The organism is Candidatus Auribacterota bacterium (assembly GCA_026392035.1).
Classification (GTDB): Bacteria; Auribacterota; Tritonobacteria; order UBA1439; family UBA1439; genus JAPLCX01.
Window position 1 is genome coordinate 32,899 of the sequence record JAPLCX010000064.1, and the last position, 18,713, is coordinate 51,611.

17 protein-coding genes and 1 tRNA gene are annotated in these 18,713 nt (G+C 57.1%); 16 read left to right on the top strand and 2 right to left on the bottom strand.

The window, feature by feature from the left end; translation table 11 throughout:
• The first annotated feature begins 95 nt into the window (after positions 1-95).
• Entirely contained in the window at positions 96-1,532 is a 1,437-nt protein-coding gene (locus tag NTX71_06325) for a glycosyl hydrolase (protein MCX6339519.1), read from the top strand.
• Here the strand turns inward: NTX71_06325 and NTX71_06330 are convergent.
• Positions 1,516-2,892: a radical SAM protein gene (locus NTX71_06330; GenBank protein ID MCX6339520.1), complete on the bottom strand. Its 1,377-nt coding sequence runs from the start codon at positions 2,890-2,892 to the stop codon at positions 1,516-1,518. The two genes, NTX71_06325 and NTX71_06330, sit on opposite strands and share 17 nt — an antisense overlap.
• Before the next feature lie 343 nt (positions 2,893-3,235).
• Here NTX71_06330 and NTX71_06335 point away from each other — a divergent pair, with 343 nt between their 5' ends.
• On the top strand, positions 3,236-3,469 hold the full coding sequence (locus tag NTX71_06335; GenBank protein ID MCX6339521.1) for a hypothetical protein: 234 nt from the start codon (positions 3,236-3,238) through the stop codon (positions 3,467-3,469).
• Between the two features lie 70 nt (positions 3,470-3,539).
• Positions 3,540-4,556 (top strand): ATP-grasp domain-containing protein, encoded by a 1,017-nt coding sequence (locus tag NTX71_06340; GenBank protein MCX6339522.1) that lies wholly within the window; start codon positions 3,540-3,542, stop codon positions 4,554-4,556.
• 169 nt (positions 4,557-4,725) lie between these two features.
• Here NTX71_06340 and NTX71_06345 read toward each other — a convergent pair whose 3' ends face one another.
• On the bottom strand, positions 4,726-5,976 hold the full coding sequence (locus tag NTX71_06345) for a tetratricopeptide repeat protein (protein MCX6339523.1): 1,251 nt from the start codon (positions 5,974-5,976) through the stop codon (positions 4,726-4,728).
• Between the two features lie 115 nt (positions 5,977-6,091).
• Between NTX71_06345 and NTX71_06350 the strand changes: the two genes are divergently transcribed.
• From NTX71_06350 to NTX71_06410, 13 genes are all read left to right on the top strand, one after another.
• Positions 6,092-6,165, top strand: a tRNA-Gly gene (locus tag NTX71_06350).
• A 219-nt stretch (positions 6,166-6,384) separates the two neighbouring features.
• Positions 6,385-7,848: a radical SAM protein gene (locus tag NTX71_06355; GenBank protein ID MCX6339524.1), complete on the top strand. Its 1,464-nt coding sequence runs from the start codon at positions 6,385-6,387 to the stop codon at positions 7,846-7,848.
• A gap of 88 nt (positions 7,849-7,936) precedes the next feature.
• Positions 7,937-9,517 (top strand): ATP-binding protein, encoded by a 1,581-nt coding sequence (locus tag NTX71_06360; protein MCX6339525.1) that lies wholly within the window; start codon positions 7,937-7,939, stop codon positions 9,515-9,517.
• A 210-nt stretch (positions 9,518-9,727) separates the two neighbouring features.
• Positions 9,728-9,907, top strand: coding sequence for a hypothetical protein (locus tag NTX71_06365; GenBank protein MCX6339526.1), 180 nt, complete (start codon positions 9,728-9,730; stop codon positions 9,905-9,907).
• Positions 9,908-9,937: 30 nt separating this feature from the next.
• Entirely contained in the window at positions 9,938-10,951 is a 1,014-nt protein-coding gene (locus tag NTX71_06370; GenBank protein ID MCX6339527.1) for a D-alanine--D-alanine ligase, read from the top strand.
• Between the two features lie 6 nt (positions 10,952-10,957).
• Complete coding sequence (locus NTX71_06375; GenBank protein MCX6339528.1) at positions 10,958-11,455, top strand: GNAT family N-acetyltransferase; 498 nt, start codon at positions 10,958-10,960, stop codon at positions 11,453-11,455.
• A gap of 49 nt (positions 11,456-11,504) precedes the next feature.
• Complete coding sequence (locus NTX71_06380; GenBank protein MCX6339529.1) at positions 11,505-12,689, top strand: KamA family radical SAM protein; 1,185 nt, start codon at positions 11,505-11,507, stop codon at positions 12,687-12,689.
• 397 nt (positions 12,690-13,086) lie between these two features.
• Entirely contained in the window at positions 13,087-14,841 is a 1,755-nt protein-coding gene (locus tag NTX71_06385) for a PQQ-binding-like beta-propeller repeat protein (GenBank protein MCX6339530.1), read from the top strand.
• A 263-nt stretch (positions 14,842-15,104) separates the two neighbouring features.
• Positions 15,105-15,581: a hypothetical protein gene (locus NTX71_06390; GenBank protein MCX6339531.1), complete on the top strand. Its 477-nt coding sequence runs from the start codon at positions 15,105-15,107 to the stop codon at positions 15,579-15,581.
• A gap of 326 nt (positions 15,582-15,907) precedes the next feature.
• Entirely contained in the window at positions 15,908-16,654 is a 747-nt protein-coding gene (locus NTX71_06395) for an ABC transporter permease (protein ID MCX6339532.1), read from the top strand.
• A gap of 74 nt (positions 16,655-16,728) precedes the next feature.
• Positions 16,729-17,496 (top strand): ABC transporter permease, encoded by a 768-nt coding sequence (locus NTX71_06400; GenBank protein ID MCX6339533.1) that lies wholly within the window; start codon positions 16,729-16,731, stop codon positions 17,494-17,496.
• A 76-nt stretch (positions 17,497-17,572) separates the two neighbouring features.
• Positions 17,573-17,932 carry a four helix bundle protein gene (locus NTX71_06405; GenBank protein MCX6339534.1) on the top strand — a complete coding sequence of 120 codons (360 nt, stop codon included), beginning with the start codon at positions 17,573-17,575 and terminating at the stop codon, positions 17,930-17,932.
• Between the two features lie 37 nt (positions 17,933-17,969).
• A complete protein-coding gene (locus NTX71_06410; GenBank protein MCX6339535.1) occupies positions 17,970-18,710 on the top strand; it encodes an ABC transporter ATP-binding protein in 741 nt (246 codons plus the stop codon).
• Positions 18,711-18,713: the final 3 nt, after the last annotated feature.

The window sequence follows — 18,713 nt, forward strand, 5'->3', positions numbered from 1 at the left end:
GCGGAAGTTCAAGCGGTGAGCGGGAGGGCGCGCTCCCTTGCTTAAAGAGCATTTAGATGCTATCTTATATCAGGAGAAGTAAATAGGAGATTATCATGAAATCGAGGATCATTATAGCTATCTTCATGCTCGCCAGCTTTAATGGTGTGTGCGGCGGGGGACAGATCAGCCCTGGAATTTTCTTCCAGGGGGGGGATAATTGGGCCGGGCGGATTGACTATTTTAACGACCAAGCCGGGAAGGCGCATCCTCTCATAGGGTACTCGGTGACGTGGACATATGAATTTGGCGTCAATTGGCCCGATTATATTGCTGAAACGGTAAAGGCGGGCTCTGTCCCCATGATGACATGGATGTCTTGTGTCGATGACATTATGGACAGCGACTATCCGCTTCAAAAGATTATCGATGGGGCATTTGACGACTATATCAGGCGATCTGCAAAGACGCTTAAAAACTATAACACGAGAATACTGTGCCGCTTCGATCAGGAGATGAATTTGAACATATGGGCCTGGTCAGTGACCGCCCCTTGGAACAATGGGGATCCAAAACAGTACGTAGCGATGTGGCGGCATGTGGTGGATATTTTTAAGGAAGAAGGCGTTACCAACGTTGAATGGATATGGTGTCCTAATGCCATGAGTTACACCCTGGCGACCTGGAATGATGTGAATAACTATTATCCGGGTGACGGTTGCGTTGATTGGATCGGCCTTGATGGTTATAGCTGGGGCTCTGCGAACACGAGTGGGAATGCAAAATCTGCGCTCTCCTTCCCGTGCATATTCGATCCGATTGTTCGCGATTTTCAATGCACATATAAGAAGCCGATCATACTATGTGAGACAGGATGTCTGGAAGATGCGCGATATCCGAAACCGAAGTGGATTGGCGACGCCTACGACTATCTTTTCCAATATCCATTTATAAAAGGAATCGTATGGCTTAACAGCTATAATCCAGAGACAGGAATGGAGGAGGATTTCCGCGTCATCCGTATGTATGATGATAAGTTGGGCGTGCCGGAAATCGTCACGAGCGCGTACCGCAATGCGCTCACCCCCGAGTCATTTATCACCTACCTGCCGACATTGGAACAAGCGACTCCATCGGAACTTGCGTGCAACCCGCTGCCGCGCGGCAGCGAATATCCGAAACATGAGATCTTGCTCAACAAATCTCCCGGTTCGATCTATCGGACTGGTGATGTGCTGGCTCCCGCATACTTCGTCTATTCGGCAACCAATCCAGCAAACATGTTCGTGGATCCTTATGTGGTTGTAAAATTGCCGAATAACACATATTACTCGTACACTAAATCTGGATTTGTTCGTGGAATCGTTCCTGCGGCAACTGGCTTCGCCGTGAAGAGAGAGTCGAGATCAATGACATTTTACTACACGTTCTCAGGTTCTCTTCCTGAGGGAGCCTATATTCTGTACAGCGGACTTGTACGGAAAGGCCAGAGCGCACTGGTAGCGGCCAATCGGTTGAGTTTCGACCAGGACCCGTTCACGTATCAGCGCTGAGAGCAACCTGTTGTTTGTTTGCCCGCCGGTTCGATCGGATTCCCCGGAGCAATCTCCAGAGTTTTATTTTGATGCGATGGCTGATTCGTCGGAGGCGGTTCAAAAACTTCCGGCGTTGTTTCTTGATCTCTGCGCACGCCGCCTGTAGTTTCTTGTTGTAACTGTCAAAAGTGGCCCAGTCAACCTGCTCGATCATTGCATTTTTGATATCCAGATCATCCCGCAGGAGATTCATCTGTTTTGCCATCTCCCAGAATACCGTTCCTGGCAGCGGGATAAGCGAACCAAATGAGACATTGGCAAACTTATGGCGATTCGCATTGATAAAACTCAATGTCTCTTCAATATCTTCTTTCGTCTCGATCGGGGTGCCGATGATAAAGCTTGCATTGACGATGAGACGATTCCGATAGCAGAGGTCGAGCGCTTCTTGATTGATTCGTTTTGTGCACCCCGTTTTATTGAGATAACGCAGGATTCGATCCGATGCCGATTCAAAGCCGAAGAAAACTTCGCGAATGTTTATTTTCTTGAGCAGTTGAACCACCTCAGCATTAATCAGGTTGGCGCGAGCATTACAGCCATACCATGCCAGGCGCTGCAAACCGTCAGTGCGCATGAGTCTGACGATATCTCTGAACCGCTGGAGATGGCCTATGAACAAATCGTCAATAAACCCAATACTTAATGGCCGATAGCGCTCGAGGACATACCGGAGTTCCTTCACTACATAAGGCGCGGTGAAGTAGCGATATTTTCCCCACATTCCCTCGTTGTAGCAAAACGCGCATCTGAAGGGGCACCCGCGCGATGTTACCATGTGCATATTTTTGTCATAGGGCAGGAAGCCTTTGTTGATGAAGATATCTCTGTCAGGGGCCGGATATTTGTCAAGTGTGCGATCTATCTTTCCCGGGTCGGTTCTCCTCAAGCAGCCGTTCTCTCTATATACAAGGCCGGAAATGGACGACAGATTTTCCGGGGCGATTCGCCGATTGTTCAAAAGCAGACGCGCTATTTCCGAAAAGCTCTCTTCCCCATCTCCAATTACGCCAATGTCAAAGCATTCCGACAATGATTCGGGCAATGCGGAGATGTGGACTCCCCCAACGACTATCGGTATTCTCGCTGCCTTCTTGATCTGGTGTGCGATCTGTGCCGCGGCCGTGAAGTTGCGCGTGATGGATGATATGCCGATCAAATCGGGATTGAGTTGGAGGATTTTCCGGGGATCTTCCGCATAATAAACCTCTATATTTTTTTCTCTCGAATGGAGGAAAGAGGCGAGGTAGCCGAGGCCGAGGGGGGGGAGATTGGTTTCCGACTGAGCCTTTTTGCTCTCGAGCAGGCATATCTTCATAACGCCCGCGAATCCTAGCACACGCCCCATGGCGAGTCAAAGTCAAATGCCGCCCCGGGACGCAGACGACACAGAGCTCGCAATAATTTCCACCACGGACCTGCCTGTCGGCAGACAGGGACACGGAGAGCACGGAGAAACACAGTGGATTCTCAGTGGTTTCAGTGTCTTCAGTGGTTAGGGGTTTTTACCACTGAATACACTGAAGTAGTGCACCTCTGCTCCGTGTCCTCCGTGGTTAATGCTAAGTGTTATGCCATGGATAACCGATCGCGCATTTGGGCTTCCTCAACGTCTAAAGTTTTATCTATAATGTTCTCACCCGAATGGAGGATGATTACACATGAGATGGATAAGTGTCGCCATGATTATGCTCCTCCTCTGCGCGCTCCCGTCCTGCGTCAACGTGACGACGGAGCGCAGGGCGGAGTCTGTTTCCCGCACGCCGGAGGGAGGCTACGAGAGGGACTCGGAGGTCAAGGTCAACACGTACGGCTGGAATTTCCTGGCGGCGTCGCTCCACATTCTTTTTTTCCCATTCAAGCTCCTGTGGCACGCGGTGAAGATAGTTCTTTAACCGCTTCTCACGCTCGGATATAATTTTCATCGCGATTGCACAGTTGGTGCGTGACGAAAGGCGGAGCCGCGTGAAGAAGCTCAAGATCACCATTCTCTACGACCGTTCACCCGATCAGTCTGACGAGAAGGAGCTCGCGCTCGCCATGTCAGGCGAGGGAAAAGATGCGCACCATCACCTGTGTGGGTACCTCGGCAAGCTCGGCCATGAGGTGCGGCTCTACGGCGTGTATGATGACGTCAAGGGGCTCATCGCTGAGCTCGATGCACATCCGCCCGAAATCGCGTTCAACACGTGCGAGTCGTTCCGCCAGGACTCCGCCATGGAGTTCCATATCCCCGCGTTCCTCGACATGCTGAGCGTAAAGTACACCGGCTCCGGTCCCGACGCGCTCATGCTCGCCCAGAACAAGGGGCTCGCGAAGAAGGTCCTCGCCCACCACGGCCTCTGGTCGGCCGATTTCACCGTGTATCCCAAGGGGCAGTTCGACATCCGCCCCTCGAAGTTGAGGTTCCCACTGATCGTCAAGCCGCTCACCGAGGACGCCTCCATCGGCATCGCCGAGAGCTCGGTGGTCAAAAATGATGACGCGCTCGCGAGCCGGATCGCGTACGTGCACGAGAAGATCGGCTGCGAGGCTCTCGTCGAGGAGTACATCGAGGGGCGCGAGCTCTTTGTGGGGGTGATCGGCAACGACAAACCGACCGTGCTCCCGCCGGTGGAACTCGACTTCAGCAAAGCCACGAGTGACAAGCTCAAGGTCTACAGCTTCAAGGCTAAGTTCGACTCCGCGTATAGGAACAAGTGGGGGATCCAGTCCCTCTTCCCGAAGGACCTAAAGAAGGAAACGATCGCGACGATCGAGGAGATCACGCTCACCGCCTACCGCGCCCTCGGCCTCAGGGACTACGGCCGCCTCGATCTCATCCTCGCCCCCGACGAGGCCGTGTATGTCCTCGAGGTGAATCCCAACCCGAACATCGCAAAGGACGAGGACCTGCCGAACGCCGCCGAGCAGATCGGTTTGAGCTACACAGATTTCGCCGAGCGAATCATCAAATTCGCCCTCGAGCGATATAAGAAATAACGGTCAATTCTGCACCACGAAGACACGGAGCGCACAGAGTAGAGGAACACTAATTCAGTGGCTTCAGTGGTAGAAACACCTAGCCACTGAAGACACTGAAACCGCTGAGAATTTACTGCGGTTTTCTGGGGTGGAAATTATTGCGAGCCCTGTGCCCTCGGTGGTGAACTCACCTCCTCCGCTCCAGCAGCAAAGCTTTTTGGAACTCCTCAACCGCCTCAGCGTGCCGGTTATACCCGCCCTGCTTCGAGAGCGACTCGCCGAGCAGCCGATGTGCTTCCGGATCATCCGGACAGAGCCTCACCGCAGACCGCAACTCGATTTCAGCGGCGTGAAATTTACCTGTCTCGTAGAAGAGCTTCCCGAGGAGAAGATGTGCGGGGCCGTATCCCGGGCTGTCCGCAATCAACCCCTCGAGGATGCGGCGCCCCTCATCTCCCCTCCCCCTGTTCACCAGGCAGTGTGCCAGCCAGTAGCGCGCTCCGGAATCTTTCGGGCGCAGCTTTATCGCCCGGCGCAATTCCCCCAGCGCGGATGCGCAATCCCCACGCACGGCCTTGAGTTTCCCCGATTGAAAGACCGCCTCGAAAAAGGCCGGCTGGATGCGGGCGGCCTGTTCGAACGCGCGCTCGGCGAGCGTGGTCCGCTCGAGAGAGAGCCAGACGAGCCCCTCCTGATACGCCGGCATGGAGAACGCCGGATCAAGGTTGCGGGCCTCATTGAACAGGCGGAGGGCCATATACGGCTTCTTCGCTCCGAGCGCAACGAGGCCGTTCAGGTAGCGCGCATCGGCGCTCTCCGGGTAATCCTCGGACAACTGCGCCGCGTTCCGTGATGCCCCCCCAAGGTCGCCATCCCCCAGGAGCTGGAGCGCGCGGGAGAACGGGGGGAGGAATCCCGGGGGAACGCGCGGAGGGAGCGGATCCTGGACGAGGCGGCACGCCCTTCCCGCCGCATGGGCGGCGAGCGCCGGGAGGGATTCATCTCCGCCGGCAACGCCGGTTTTAAAAACGTCCGTACCGTCCCCCGAGGCGGAGCCATTATAGAAGGTGACGGAAGCTGTTTCACCGCGGCCTGCTGAATCCTTCCGCTTCGCGAAAGCGCCCAGGAGGTAACGGTCGGCTCCCGCGCGCGCGCAGAGGGTCCTGGCCTCGCCGACACGCGGCATCCCCCGGGCATCGTAGAGTGTGCTCAGCGTTTTTGAGTGGGGGGCTGCCGACAGGAGCGCCTCGCAATCCCCCGATCCGTTGATCGCCCTTGCGATGAAATAGGGCAGGCCAAGGGAGAAACAGGGATCCGGCGTTCTCCCCCCATCCGCGCCGCAAAAATCTCCAATGAGAATGGTATCGGCGGCGGCTCCGGAGAGGCACAGGACACACAGACACAGCGCACCACATCGTCTCGTCGCAGTCAGATTCATCTTGAGTGTCTCTATTATAGCCCATGCGCAGACGCGGCAATCCGTTTTTTATTGAACTCGGGGCTCTGATTCATATATTATTTGAATCCCTGCGGGCCGAGGATGATCGTCTCAGGCGGGCGTAGCTCAATGGTAGAGCCCCAGCCTTCCAAGCTGGTCATGTGGGTTCGATTCCCATCGCCCGCTCCAGATTTAGCATGGGGAGGCGCATTGAGGTGTGTGGATACGTTTCCAGATCAGAGGAGAGCCCTCGGCATACGCCTCGGGCCCCAAGGGCTTCATCCGGATTGCGTTCACTCTGTTCCGCAATCCGGTGAATCCCTAGGGTTCCCATCGCCCGCTCCACTACTGCAGGGATAAGGGATAAGAGATTAAGGATACGCCATGTCTCTTACTAATGGATGACTGATGCGATTAGGGCTTGTGTTCAATCCTTTCTCGTACAAGCTGCACGAGGAGAATCTCAAGATCGTGCAGCGGTTCTTCGGCCTCTTCCCCCCCTTGAGCCTGGCGTGGGTGGCGAGCATCGCCGAGAAGGCCGGCCATGAGGTGATCATCATTGATGCCCGCACGCTCAGGCTGAGCAGAGAGGATGTGCTCGACCGCCTGTGTGAGTTCGCGCCCGACATCATCGGGTTCATGATGACGACCTACATGTTCCGGGAAACGCTCGACTGGATACGGTACCTCAAGAACAACCTCAAGGTCCCCGTGGTCATCGGCGGCTATAATTTGCGCGTCTATCCCCGGGAATCTGTCGCGCCGCCCGAGATCGACTTCGGCGTGGTCGAGCACGCCTACTACACGATTCCGAAGCTGTTCGAGGAGCTCGGGGGGGGCAGGCGATTCGGGGACGTGCCCGGACTCGTATACAAGCAGAACGGCGCCACCATCGTCACCCCTCACGAGATGCAGATTGACTTTGACAAGTTCCCCTCCCCCGCGCGCCACCTGCTCCCCAATGAGCTCTATGCCGAATTTCCCACCGAGCGGAGGAACTTCACCGTGATGGTGACATCCCTTGGCTGCCCGCGCCGCTGCGTTTTCTGCGAAGCAGGCGGGACACGGTACGCGCCCCGCACGCCCGCGACGGTCGTCGCGGAAATGGAGGAGTGCTACCGGAACCACGGGGTGCGCGAGATCGACATCTTCGACTATGAGTTCCCGTGCCTCCGCGGGAGGACGCTCGAGATATGCCGTTTGCTCAAGGATAAGAAGCTCGACCTCGAGTGGGCCTGCCGCGCCCGGGTGGACTCGGTGGACGAGGAGTTGCTCCGGGAGATGAGGGCGGCCGGCTGCAGCCGCATCTACTACGGCCTGGAGTCCGGCGTCCAGGAGATCCTCGACAGGGTCAACAAGGGAACCACGCTCGCGCACATCGAGGACACAATGCGGATGACGAGGGACGTCGGGATACGGCCGCTCGGGTTTTTCCTCATCGGGGCGCCGGGAGAGACCCGCGAGACGGTCAGGCAGACCGTGAAGTTCGCGAAGCGGCTGAACCTTGACTACGTGCAGTTCTCCAAGACGCTCGCGAAGCCGCTCACCCCCCTCTGGAAAAAGCTTGTTGCAGACACGGGATATGATTACTGGCGCGAGTACATCCTCGGCAACGCCCCTGAACAGGTGCTGCCCCGGCCGTGGACGGCGTTGAGTAACGAGGAGATTGATCGCCTCGCCCGCCGTGCGTATCTGAGTTTTCACACGCGTCCGATGTTCCTCCTCCGCTCAACGCTCAAGGTCAGGTCGTGGAGCGAGTTCAGGCGAAAATTCATGGCGCTGTTCGAGATGTTTCTCAAGCAAGAGCATGTGTCAACAACCGACGAGACATTCGTCGCGTACGACGACAATGCGATCGCACTGCCGCATTGACAACGGGTGACTCGTGACCAGTGACCCGGTAACCGGGAAACGGTCCGCGAACCATTGGCCGCGAGGCGCGAGCGACGAGACACCATACATGGATGCAGATAGAATTCTCAAAGCGATATCACGATCGGTCCCTGCCCTCTTCAGGGAAAAGGAGTTCGGTCGCGCGGCGGGCGGCTTTTTGCGCGGCCTTGGCGTCGCGACGGGCGCGAGCAGGATATACGTTTTCGAAAACTGCGCCGGGCCCAGGGGAGAGCTCCTCGCCAGCCGGCGCTATGAATGGGCGGCCCCGGGGATCTCGCCCCAGATCGGGAAGAGAGCCGTGCAGCACCTGAGGTGGAGCCGCTTTAAATCCCTGAGAGATCACCTCCGCAAGAAACACTTCTGCGGCACGGTGCACACGATGTCCGCATCACTGAGAAAATTCTTTGAATCCCAGCAGATCCGCTCTATCGCGCTTCTTCCCGTGTACGTGAACAGGTCCTGGTTTGGCTTCATCGGTTTTGACGACTGCCTCGCTCCGCGGCGCTGGTCAATGACAGAGATCGAAGCCCTGCGGGTGGCCGCCAATGCGCTTGGAGGCGCGATAGAGCGCCGCAGGATGGAGCAGCAACTGCGCATCGCGGAAAAGAAATACCGCGACCTTGTGGAGAGGATGAACGAAGGGCTCTCCTACGCCGACGAGCGTAACATCATCAGGTACGCCAACAAGGGGTTCTGCAGGATGCTCGCCTACGCCCCGCGCGAACTCATCGGCCGCAGCATCGAGAGCTTACTGAACCAGGAGGGGAAGGAAACGTTGAGGAGCGAAGCCAGGCGCAGGAGAAGGGGAGAGTCCTCACGTTACGAGCTGAGCCTTCGTTCCCGGAGCGGAGAGATGGTGTTCGCGCTGGTATCCGCCGTCCCGGTCTTCGACGAGAAGGGATGCTTCCGGGGCGGATACGCGGTGTTTACGGACATAAGCGAGCGGAAGAGGATCGAGGTATTGAAGGACGATATCCTCAGAGAGGCCTCGCATGAGCTCAAGGCCCCCACCGCGAAGATCAAAATGGGGCTCGATCTCCTGAAGACGCACCGCAGGGCGCCGATGGATGATGAGGAACGCCTGGGGATGAGAATGATCGAGAAGGAGGTGGCGCGGCTCCGGAGGAACGCCGATTCGCTCACGGATCTCTCCGCCTTCGATTCGGGACTGATAAAACTCAGGAGGGAGAAAATCAACCTGGGTGACTTTCTCAATGGGGTGGTTGCAGAGCACTTCGTGAGCGCGCGCGAGAAAGGGCTCTCGCTCGTGTGCTCACCCGGCGGGGGAAAATTAATTCTTCGAGGCGATCGCGAGAAACTATATCAGTTGTTCCGCAACCTGCTCGAAAACGCCATCAAATTTTCTACGGCAGGAACGATTGCTGTTTCCGCGGGGAACGGGAAGGGTGAGATCGCCGTTTCCGTCACCGACGAGGGAAGGGGGATCGAGCCCGCCTATCTGGAAAAGATTTTTGAGCGCCACTATCAGCGCCACCCGCACGAGCCCGGGATGGGTCTCGGCCTCACGCTGTGCCGCAAGATCGTTGAGCTCCACAGAGGCAGAATATGGGCTGAATCGAGAGAACCCGGGAAGGGAACGACGATCTGCGTTTCGCTGCCAACAGCATCAGGGAAAATAAAAAAATGATTTTTTTAAAAAATATATTGACATAAAAACACCTTTACGCTAGTATGCTTGAAAATGGCGTTTTTTTTATGAGTAGAGAGGCATAATTATGTATTTATGCGTTTATGTTAATATCTGGCTCTCACAGCTTGGGCCAGAGGCCGCCACACAAGCTGCGCTCAATCTCAACCACATCAACTGCACAAGATGCGGAGAAAGGTGGCACGGCATATGAAAAAGAGAACGACCATATACATGGATGAAGAGCTTCACAAGAAGGTGCGGATGCTGGCCATCAAGGAGAACACCACGATGGCGAAGATATTCGTGCATGCGCTGAGGCGCTATCTTGCTGAAGTCCAGGAAGATCCCCGTCAGGAAAAATTCGCCCAGCTTCTGGGCACCCCCTGAGGGAACTTCATGAACTGAAAGGGCGACCCTATGCGCATCGCATTGACGTGCAATCTCAAACCCCGGCTCTCCCCCACCCCCTCGCGCGAGGACTACTACGCTGAGTGGGACGACCGCGGCACCATAGACGCGGTGGCAGCTGCCCTGTCAGAATCAGGCATGGTGGTGACAGTAGAAGCCGATGAGGATATCGCCGAAAATCTGAAGAAGGCGCAACCCGACATGGTCTTCAATATCGCAGAGGGGATCAACTCGCCGAGCAGGGAATCCCAGGTCCCGGTCATCTGCGAGCTGCTGGGGATACCGTACACCGGCTCGGACCCGTTCACACTCGCCGCGTGCCTCAACAAGGCAAGGGCAAAGGAGGTCATGTCGTTCCACCACATTCCCACCCCGGCGTTCCAGGTGCTCACGCACCCCGAAGAGCCGCTCAACGGGTTGAAGTTTCCCGTGATCGTGAAGCCCCTGTGGGAGGGGTCGAGCATGGGGATCAGGGATGACTCACTCGTTTTCGACCGGAGCGACATCCCCTCACGGGTGGAGAGAATTGTTTCTGAGTATCGCCAGCCCGCGATTCTGGAATCCTTCCTCAGCGGCAGGGAATTCACCGCCGCGCTGCTGGGGAACGAAGAGGGCCTGCGGGTGCTCCCATTGGTTGAAATCGATTTCCTGACGCTGCCCGAAGGCGCCAGCCGCATCTACTCCTATGAGGCCAAGTGGGTTTGGGACACACCGGGGGCACCCTTGAAAATATTCACCTGTCCGGCTGAGATCGAGCGCGAGATGGAAATGGCGATTGCAGATCTATGCAAGGAGGCGTATGTCGCGCTCGGCTGCCGCGACTGGTGCCGCATCGACGTGCGCCTGGATGAATCCATGAAACCGCACGTTCTGGAACTGAACCCCCTGCCCGGTATCCTCCCCGATCCCGATGAAAACTCCTGCTTCCCAAAAGCGGCGCGGGCGGCGGGGATGAGCTATGGCGATCTCATCAGGGAGGTCGTGCGCATCGCGCGCGCGCGCTACGGCATGGGGGAGGCATAACTCATCATGAGCACGGTATCGATCCGTCCGATCAGGCGCGGCGACCGCGCGGGAATTGAGAGTTTGCTGAACCGCGCTTCCGAGTTCACGCGCGACGAGATCGCCTGCGCCCTGGAGCTCGTTGACTACTCGCTCGCGAACGGGAACAGCGATGAGGACTATGCCGTGTTCTGCGCCGAATCACCTGAGAAAGGCATCATCGGTTTCGTCTGCTACGGCAAGACCCCCCTCACTCAGGCCACCTACGATCTCTACTGGATCGCCATTGATCCCGCGCGCCGGAGGGAAGGTGTGGGAAAACGCATGCTTACGTATCTCGAAGATATTTTGAGTGCACAGGGCGCTCGGCTCCTCGTGGCGGAGACCTCATCCCAGGCCGCCTACGCACAGGCGTGTTCGTTCTATGCCAAAGAGGGGTTCCGTGAGGAGTCCCGCATCAAAGACTTTTATGCGTCGGGAGATGATCTTTTGATTTACTGTAAGAGGTTTCAGAGCAGCAAATAACTACCGAGCAACGCTCGCATGCATGGCGAGCTCAAGGGAGGAGGAAACATTGCAGTCGCGATTGAGAACCACCATCTGGAAGGATGTCCCGGAAACTGATTGGAACAACTGGAAATGGCAGGTGAAGAATCGGGTCACCGCGCTCGCGGAGCTCTCCCGGCTCGTGAAACTCACCGCGGAGGAAGAGAGCGGCATCAGGCGCGAGGAGGACAGGCTCCCCATGGCGATCACGCCGTACTTTCTCTGCCAGATAGATGCTGACAACCCCGACTGCCCCCTGAGGAAACAGGTCATCCCGCACATCGAGGAGCATTTCTTCTGCTCGCGCGAGATGCAAGACCCCTGCGGCGAGGAGAAGGATTCGCCCGTCCCCGGGGTGGTGCACCGCTACCCCGACCGCGTCCTCCTGATCGCCACCGAGGCGTGCGTGAGCTACTGCCGCTACTGCACGCGCAAGCGCATCGTCGGGAGGAGGACACAGAGCATCGACCGGGAGCAGCTCGCGAGGGCGTGCGACTACATCAGCGGCAACAAGAAGATACGGGACGTGCTCATCTCCGGGGGCGACCCGCTGTCGCTGTGCGATGAGAAGATCGAAACGATCATGAAGTCGCTCAGGGCGATCAAGCACGTCGAGATCCTGAGAATCGGGACCCGGGTTCCGGTCTTCCTCCCTCAGCGGATAACCCCGGAGCTGGTGGGGATGCTGAAAAGGTACCACCCGGTATATGTGAGCATCCATTTCTCCCACCCGCGGGAGATCACCCCCGAAACCTCAAGGGCGTGCGAGATGCTCGCCGACGCCGGCATCCCCCTGGGGAGCCAGACGGTGCTCCTCAGGAACATCAACGACAATGCGGTGACGATCAAAAAGCTGCTCCAGGAACTGTTGAGAATCCGCGTGAGGCCATACTACCTCTACCAGTGCGACCTCGCCGTCGGGACCGAGCATTTCCGCACGCCGATCTCCACGGGGATCAACATCATCGAGAAGCTCCGCGGCCACACCACCGGCTACGCCGTCCCCACCTTCGTGGTGGACGCCCCCGGCGGCGGCGGGAAGATACCGTTGAGCCCGAGCTACTTTATCTCGCTGGTCGAGGGGAGGGCCGTCCTGAGGAACTACGAGGGGAAGATCTTCGAATACCCGGAGCCGATGGACGCGCAGCGGCTCAAGCTGAAGCTGTGCAAGGAGGAGATCCACGAAAAAACCCCGCCCCTCCTGGTCACATAGCAGAGCGCGTTTGATCCGTTTGAACCGTCTTCAGCCGTAGGACGCCCCATTTTCTCTTCCTGATTAAGATCCCGTCCCTCTGATCTCGTAGCCGAGACTTCGGTCTCGGCTCTGTAAAAAGGGTGCATGAGCCGCGGATTGGCGCGGATAAACACGGAATTTGGATACCCGAAAAGTTATCCACAGCGTAGCCGACACTTAAGTGTCGGCTACGGCAGATGGTTAGTGTGGTGTCTCGGAAGTAGCATTCAAAAGTCCTGTCATTGCGAGGAGCGTAGCGACGAAGCAATCTCATGATTGCCAATATGTTGAGATCGCTTCGCTTTCGCTCGCGATGACAGACATATGCTAGGAATTTCCGTGACAAGACATTAGATGATTTCAACAGAGGTCGTGCATGAACCGCCGGCACGTGATTCTGGCCGCCATTCTGATTGCACCGTGCGCGCTCAACGCCCAGCTCGGCAACTTCCCCTGGCCGATGTTTCACAAGGATGCCCGGCATACCGGCATGAGCTGGTCATACTCGGGCCCCTCCCAGGGCGACCTGTACTGGAGCTATTACACCGGGGGCGCGGTGCTCTCCTCGCCCGCCATCGGTTCCAACGGCGGCATCTACGCGGGATCGGATTCCCGAGCCCTCTACGCCCTGACGTCTCTCGGCGCTCTCACGTGGAGTTACACGACAGGGGGGGCGATCCAATCCTCCCCCGCCATCGGGTCTGACGGGCGCATCCACGCCGGCTCTCAAGACAACAATCTTTATGTAGTGAGCAGCGTCGGGAACCTTGCGTGGAGCTATTACCTGGGGGGGGATAGTTACCATTTCTCGTCGCCGGCGCTCGGCTTAAACGGACGGATATATGTCGGATCACGCGATTACCAGGTATACGCGTTTAACTCCAATGGCGCTCTTGCATGGACTTACGCAACCACCAACCTCATAATTTCCTCCCCCGCCATTGATTCTGCCGGGCGCATCTCTGCCGCCTCCGCCGACAAGCATTTCTATATGGTTAATTCCGCGGGTTCTCTCGCATGGAGTTATGAGATTGGATACCAGTCGAACACCTCTCCTTCGATAGGCCCGGACGGCAGGGTTTATCTTGGTGTGGACAATACTCCCCCCGAAGGTTCAAATTACGGCAGGTTCTGCGCGTTCACGTCGAAAGGTTCCCTCGTGTGGAGTTACGGGACCGGGGATGGAGCATTGGGAGTGGAATATGTCTGTCCCGCCATAGATAATTCCGGGAGGATATTCGCAGGCAGCAATGACAATATTGTTTACTGCCTCTCGTCCACCGGCAGTTTCGCCTGGAGTTACAGAACGGGAGCTGACGTGCAATCTTCCGCCACATTGGGATCTGACGGGATGGTTTACATCGGCTCCGAGGACACCACGTTCTATGCGTTCACTTCCTCGGGCGCCCTCGCCTGGACATATTTCACCGGAGGCCATGTTGATTCCTCCCCCGCCATAGGTTCGGATGGAAGGGTGTTTGTGGGCTCCAATGATGCCAACATCTACGCATTCAGGCAGCAACCGACTGCCACGGTCACGCCGACGCACACGAGCACACCGACGCGCACGCCCACACCAACAGTTACGAGGACTCCGACCATCACGCAAACGCCGACCCAGACGCAGATTCCCACTCAAACACCGACAACGACGCCGACTCCCACTCAAACGCCGACGTGGACGCCTGCTCCACCGTTCACCTCAACACCGGCCATCACACTCACGCCCACCGCCGGACCGAGTCCCCAACCCACATCCGCCTCGCTCCTCGGAGTGACGGTAAACAGCACTTCCCTCTCGGCGGGGAATCCATTCACGGTTGATGTTGTCGTACAGCCGATCAGACAGGCCTTCGACGCATGGGGGGTGATCAAGGGGCCCGGCGTGATTTACTCATTCATACTCAACAAACCGGGCAGCCTCCGCAAGGGAGCAAGACCCATTGTCAGAAATGTGGCCGGCTTGAGGAAACCGTACCATGGAACACTCTTCTCGATGCCGAAGCTCCCCGCGGGCATCGCGGGTGATTATCTTGTCATCGTGGCGCTCGTAAAGCCAGGCGTCTCGCCGAAGGGCGTGGAGAGCGCTATCTCCGGCTACGCGGATCAAAAATCCGTGACGATGCATTAGAACTACTGGCGCCCTAGAGCACTGCACCTCGCAGGAGAGAATTAGACCTCCGCTGCTCAAAGAGGGTGAACACAAGCTTATGGGGGCCGGCCATGGCACCGGCGGTCATTAGTCACGTGCACATGCCTGTTCATTCTCAGCGTAAAAATATTTTTAGATTATCTATTGACAGAAAAACGGCAGTATAGTAGTTTGCGTATACATGGAGGTGCACAATATCATCATGGACTCTGCATAGACATAATGCAGAAAGGAGGTGGGTGTTGAAGAAGCTGGTGGCTCTAGTTCTTGCCGTAACGTTCAGCTCAGTTTGTAGTGTCGCGCCGATCCTTGCGGGTGAGGGCCCCATGCCGGCGAGCGAACCCGCCGCAGTGACAAGCGGGGCTCCGGTGACATCCGGAGGGCCGGGATGGACCCTGGCGGGCGGGGCGAAAGAGAAGAATCCCACGCTTGCCGGGATCATGTCGTTCATCGTGCCCGGTTCAGGCCAGTGGTACAATGGCGAGCTCCTCACATGGAAAACTGCCGCGATGATCGCGGCCGAGGGCGGCTCCATATTCGTTCTCGCGTTCTTCGCCGCGCGCGGCCCCACGGGAGTGGCGTTCGCGGGCATGGGCGGTATGATCGCGACCGCCGCAGTGAGCAGCTGGGACGCCTGGCGTTCCGCGAAGAGAATCAACGGCCTTGCGCTTGAAATGGACAAGAACCGGACGATGGTGAGCTACAATATTCCCTTTTAACACAGGCTGCCTTCGTGCGGTTTTATAAAGAAGCAATAGAACCTCCTGGGCTCTCGGGCTCGGGAGGTTTTTTATGCCCACACATAGCGCGCCTGAACCAGATATAAATACAGATACATATTATGAAACAGGATGCACGCAGTTGGTTACCACGGCCGACAGTTTGAAGTGTAAGGTGTAACGTATAAGGAGCGCGATATTCTTTCAACTTTATGCTTTTTACCGTAGTGAGCATCTGTGGTTTAAATATATTACTGTTCCCGGCGTTGCGGATTCGGGCGGAATATGGTAAGAATAAACAACTTCAGAGGGCTACATAACCGTCCATGCGATTCATCATTGAGGTTGGCGCCATAGCGCTCTTCGGGATCAGGAGCATCTCATGGGCCCTCAGGCCTCCCTTCTTCTTCAGGGAGACACTCAGGCAGATGGCCCGCGTGGGCGGGCGCTGCCTCGTGCCCGTGATCGGCGTGGTCGCCCCGTTCGGGATGATCATCACGCTCCAGGGACTGCACATCGTCAATCTCTTCGGCGTGGACAGAATGCTGAGCAGCATCCTCGCGGCGTCGCTCCTGCGTGAACTCTCTCCCGGCCTCTGTGGAATCATGATGGCGGCGCAGGCGGGCAGCACGGCGGCAGCCGAGCTCGGAACCATGCGCGTCAAGGAGGAGGTGGACGCCCTCTCGGTGATGGCGGTCAACCCCTTTCAGCACCTCGTCGCCCCACGACTGATCGCGCTCACCCTGATGTGCCCCATCGTGAACGCGATCGCATGCTTCAGCGGGATCATCAGCGGCTATGTCTCGGCGGTGATACTCAAGGGGGTCAACCGGGGAGCCTTCATGGCGAATCTCTACAGCTTCGTGGACATCATAGATATCTGGGGAGGGATCATCAAGACCCTCGTCTTTGGATTCATCATCGGGTTGATAAGCTGCTACTACGGCTACCACGTGAGAGGGGGGGCGGAGGGCGTCGGCAGGGCGGCGAACGATGCCGTCGTCCGTTCCATCATCACCTTTCTGGGGGTGAACTACTTCTTGACATCAGCGCTTCTCGCGCTAGCCAAATAATGCGAGCGGGCACGATAACTCATGCCCCTACAGGGGCTTCGCTTCTCGCATCAGCCAACTGATTGAGGCGGCACATGGTCACAGACAATCGGCACAACCCACTCGCTGCGGGGATCGCGCAGGTTGGAGGGTGGGGAATCTTCAGCGCGCGGGCAATGCACTGGGCCTTTGGCTCGCCGCCGCTCGTCGCCACTGTGATCGAGGAGGTGTACCGCATCGGGGTTCAATCGCTTTTTATCGTGTGCGCAGTCGCCGTGTTCATCGGCGGCAATATCGCCCTCCAGGGGTACTACGTCTTCAGGGAGTTCGGGGGGCAGAATCTCGTGGGGATTTTCGTCGCCCTCGCCTGCGTGCGCGAGATGGGCCCCATCGTCGCGGGATCGATGGTCGCGGCCAAGGCGGGCACCGCCATGGCCGCCTCGATCGCCACCATGCGCGTCAAGGGGCAGATAGACGCGCTCGAGGTCATGGCGGTCAATCCCTACCGGTACCTCATCGCCCCGCGCGCGATCGCCGCGCTGATCGCCCTCCCGATCCTCGTGGTGTTCGCTGATTTCTTCACCGTCGCCGCCGCATATTGCGTCTCCGTGTTCCAGCTCGGCGTCAGCTCGGGCACCTTCATGGAAAATGTGGCGAGCTACACAAAGATGAGCGACATCTTCTTCGGCATGGTCAAGGGGATGGTGTTCGCGCTCCTGATCTGCCTACTCAGCTGTTATCAGGGGTACTATTCTGAGCCGGGCCCCGAGGGCGTGGGGAGGGCAACCAACAGGGCGGTGGTGAGCGTGTGCGTCGTATGCATTATTGTGAATTACCTTTTAAGTGAGCTCATGTACGGCTAAATACTCGTGAGGCGTATCTCGTATTTCGTATCTCGTATTGTGCATCTCGCAAGCACATGCACAAGGGACATGAAGAATGAAAGACAAAATAATCAGTTTTAGGGATCTTGAGGTGTGGCAGTTGGGGAAACTGATTGTGGTAGAAATCTATACGACAACAAAAACGTTCCCGCCTGAGGAGATATATTGCCTCACCAACCAGATGCGGCGGGCGGCAGTCTCCATTCCATCAAACATAGCAGAAGGTTTCAGCAGGTATCACAACAAAGAATACCGCCAGCTGCTTTTCGTAGCCCTCGGATCTTGTGCTGAACTGGAAACCCAAATTGAGATAGCTTGCGAATTGGGTTACCTCGATACGTCCTCACGCCAAAGCCTGCTCGAAAAGTTGGATCACGAATCGCGAATGTTACGGAACTTAATTAAAAAACTCTAAGGACGAGATACAAAATACGATATACGAGATACAGAACGTGATCGAATACATTAAGGTGTACAAATCATTTGGCGATCTGAAGGTCCTGGAGGACGTCTCGTGCACGATCCCGGACTCAAGGATCACCGTCTTCATCGGCCCGAGCGGCGTGGGCAAGAGCGTGCTCATGAAGATGCTGGTGGGGCTGGAAAAGCCGGACTCCGGCGCCGTGCGCGTTGATGGCGAGGATGTCACCAGCATGGATGAGCGGAGCCTCTACCGCCTCAGGCGAAAGATGGGGATGCTCTTCCAGGACGGCGCCCTCCTCGATTCCATGACTGCGGGAGACAATGTCGCGTTCCCCATGAGGCAGCACACGAGCATGACGGAGACGGAGATCGCGCGCGCCGTCGCCCAGAAGCTCGCGCTGGTCGGCATGCCGGGGTGCGAGGAGAAATGGCCCTCGGAGCTGAGCGGCGGGATGCGCAAGCGGGTGGGCCTGGCGAGGGCCATCGCGCTGAACCCCGAGATCGTCCTCTTTGATGAGCCGACGTCCGGCCTGGACCCGCTCATGGCTGACGCAATAGACGAGCTCATCCTCGACATGCAGCGGAAACTCGGCTGTACATTTGTGGTCATCAGCCACGATATCCCCGGAACATTCAAGATCGCAGACCGGGTCGGTGTCCTCTATGACACGCGGCTGATCGCATACGGAGAGAAGGAGGAAATCTATCGGTCTCGCGAGCCGCTCCTCGTGAAATTTTTCTCGCGCGACACGGGTTACACACGCGCATAAAGG

Bases quoted from the DNA above. Each gene is read 5' to 3' on its own strand.
- NTX71_06325 (MCX6339519.1), top strand. From the start codon at position 96: ATGAAATCGAGGATCATTATAGCTATCTTCATGCTCGCCAGCTTTAAT.
- NTX71_06330 (MCX6339520.1), bottom strand. From the start codon at position 2,892: ATGAAGATATGCCTGCTCGAGAGCAAAAAGGCTCAGTCGGAAACCAAT.
- NTX71_06335 (MCX6339521.1), top strand. From the start codon at position 3,236: ATGAGATGGATAAGTGTCGCCATGATTATGCTCCTCCTCTGCGCGCTC.
- NTX71_06345 (MCX6339523.1), bottom strand. From the start codon at position 5,976: ATGAATCTGACTGCGACGAGACGATGTGGTGCGCTGTGTCTGTGTGTC.
- NTX71_06355 (MCX6339524.1), top strand. From the start codon at position 6,385: ATGCGATTAGGGCTTGTGTTCAATCCTTTCTCGTACAAGCTGCACGAG.
- NTX71_06360 (MCX6339525.1), top strand. From the start codon at position 7,937: ATGGATGCAGATAGAATTCTCAAAGCGATATCACGATCGGTCCCTGCC.
- NTX71_06365 (MCX6339526.1), top strand. From the start codon at position 9,728: ATGAAAAAGAGAACGACCATATACATGGATGAAGAGCTTCACAAGAAG.
- NTX71_06370 (MCX6339527.1), top strand. From the start codon at position 9,938: ATGCGCATCGCATTGACGTGCAATCTCAAACCCCGGCTCTCCCCCACC.
- NTX71_06375 (MCX6339528.1), top strand. From the start codon at position 10,958: ATGAGCACGGTATCGATCCGTCCGATCAGGCGCGGCGACCGCGCGGGA.
- NTX71_06385 (MCX6339530.1), top strand. From the start codon at position 13,087: ATGAACCGCCGGCACGTGATTCTGGCCGCCATTCTGATTGCACCGTGC.
- NTX71_06395 (MCX6339532.1), top strand. From the start codon at position 15,908: ATGCGATTCATCATTGAGGTTGGCGCCATAGCGCTCTTCGGGATCAGG.
- NTX71_06400 (MCX6339533.1), top strand. From the start codon at position 16,729: ATGGTCACAGACAATCGGCACAACCCACTCGCTGCGGGGATCGCGCAG.
- NTX71_06405 (MCX6339534.1), top strand. From the start codon at position 17,573: ATGAAAGACAAAATAATCAGTTTTAGGGATCTTGAGGTGTGGCAGTTG.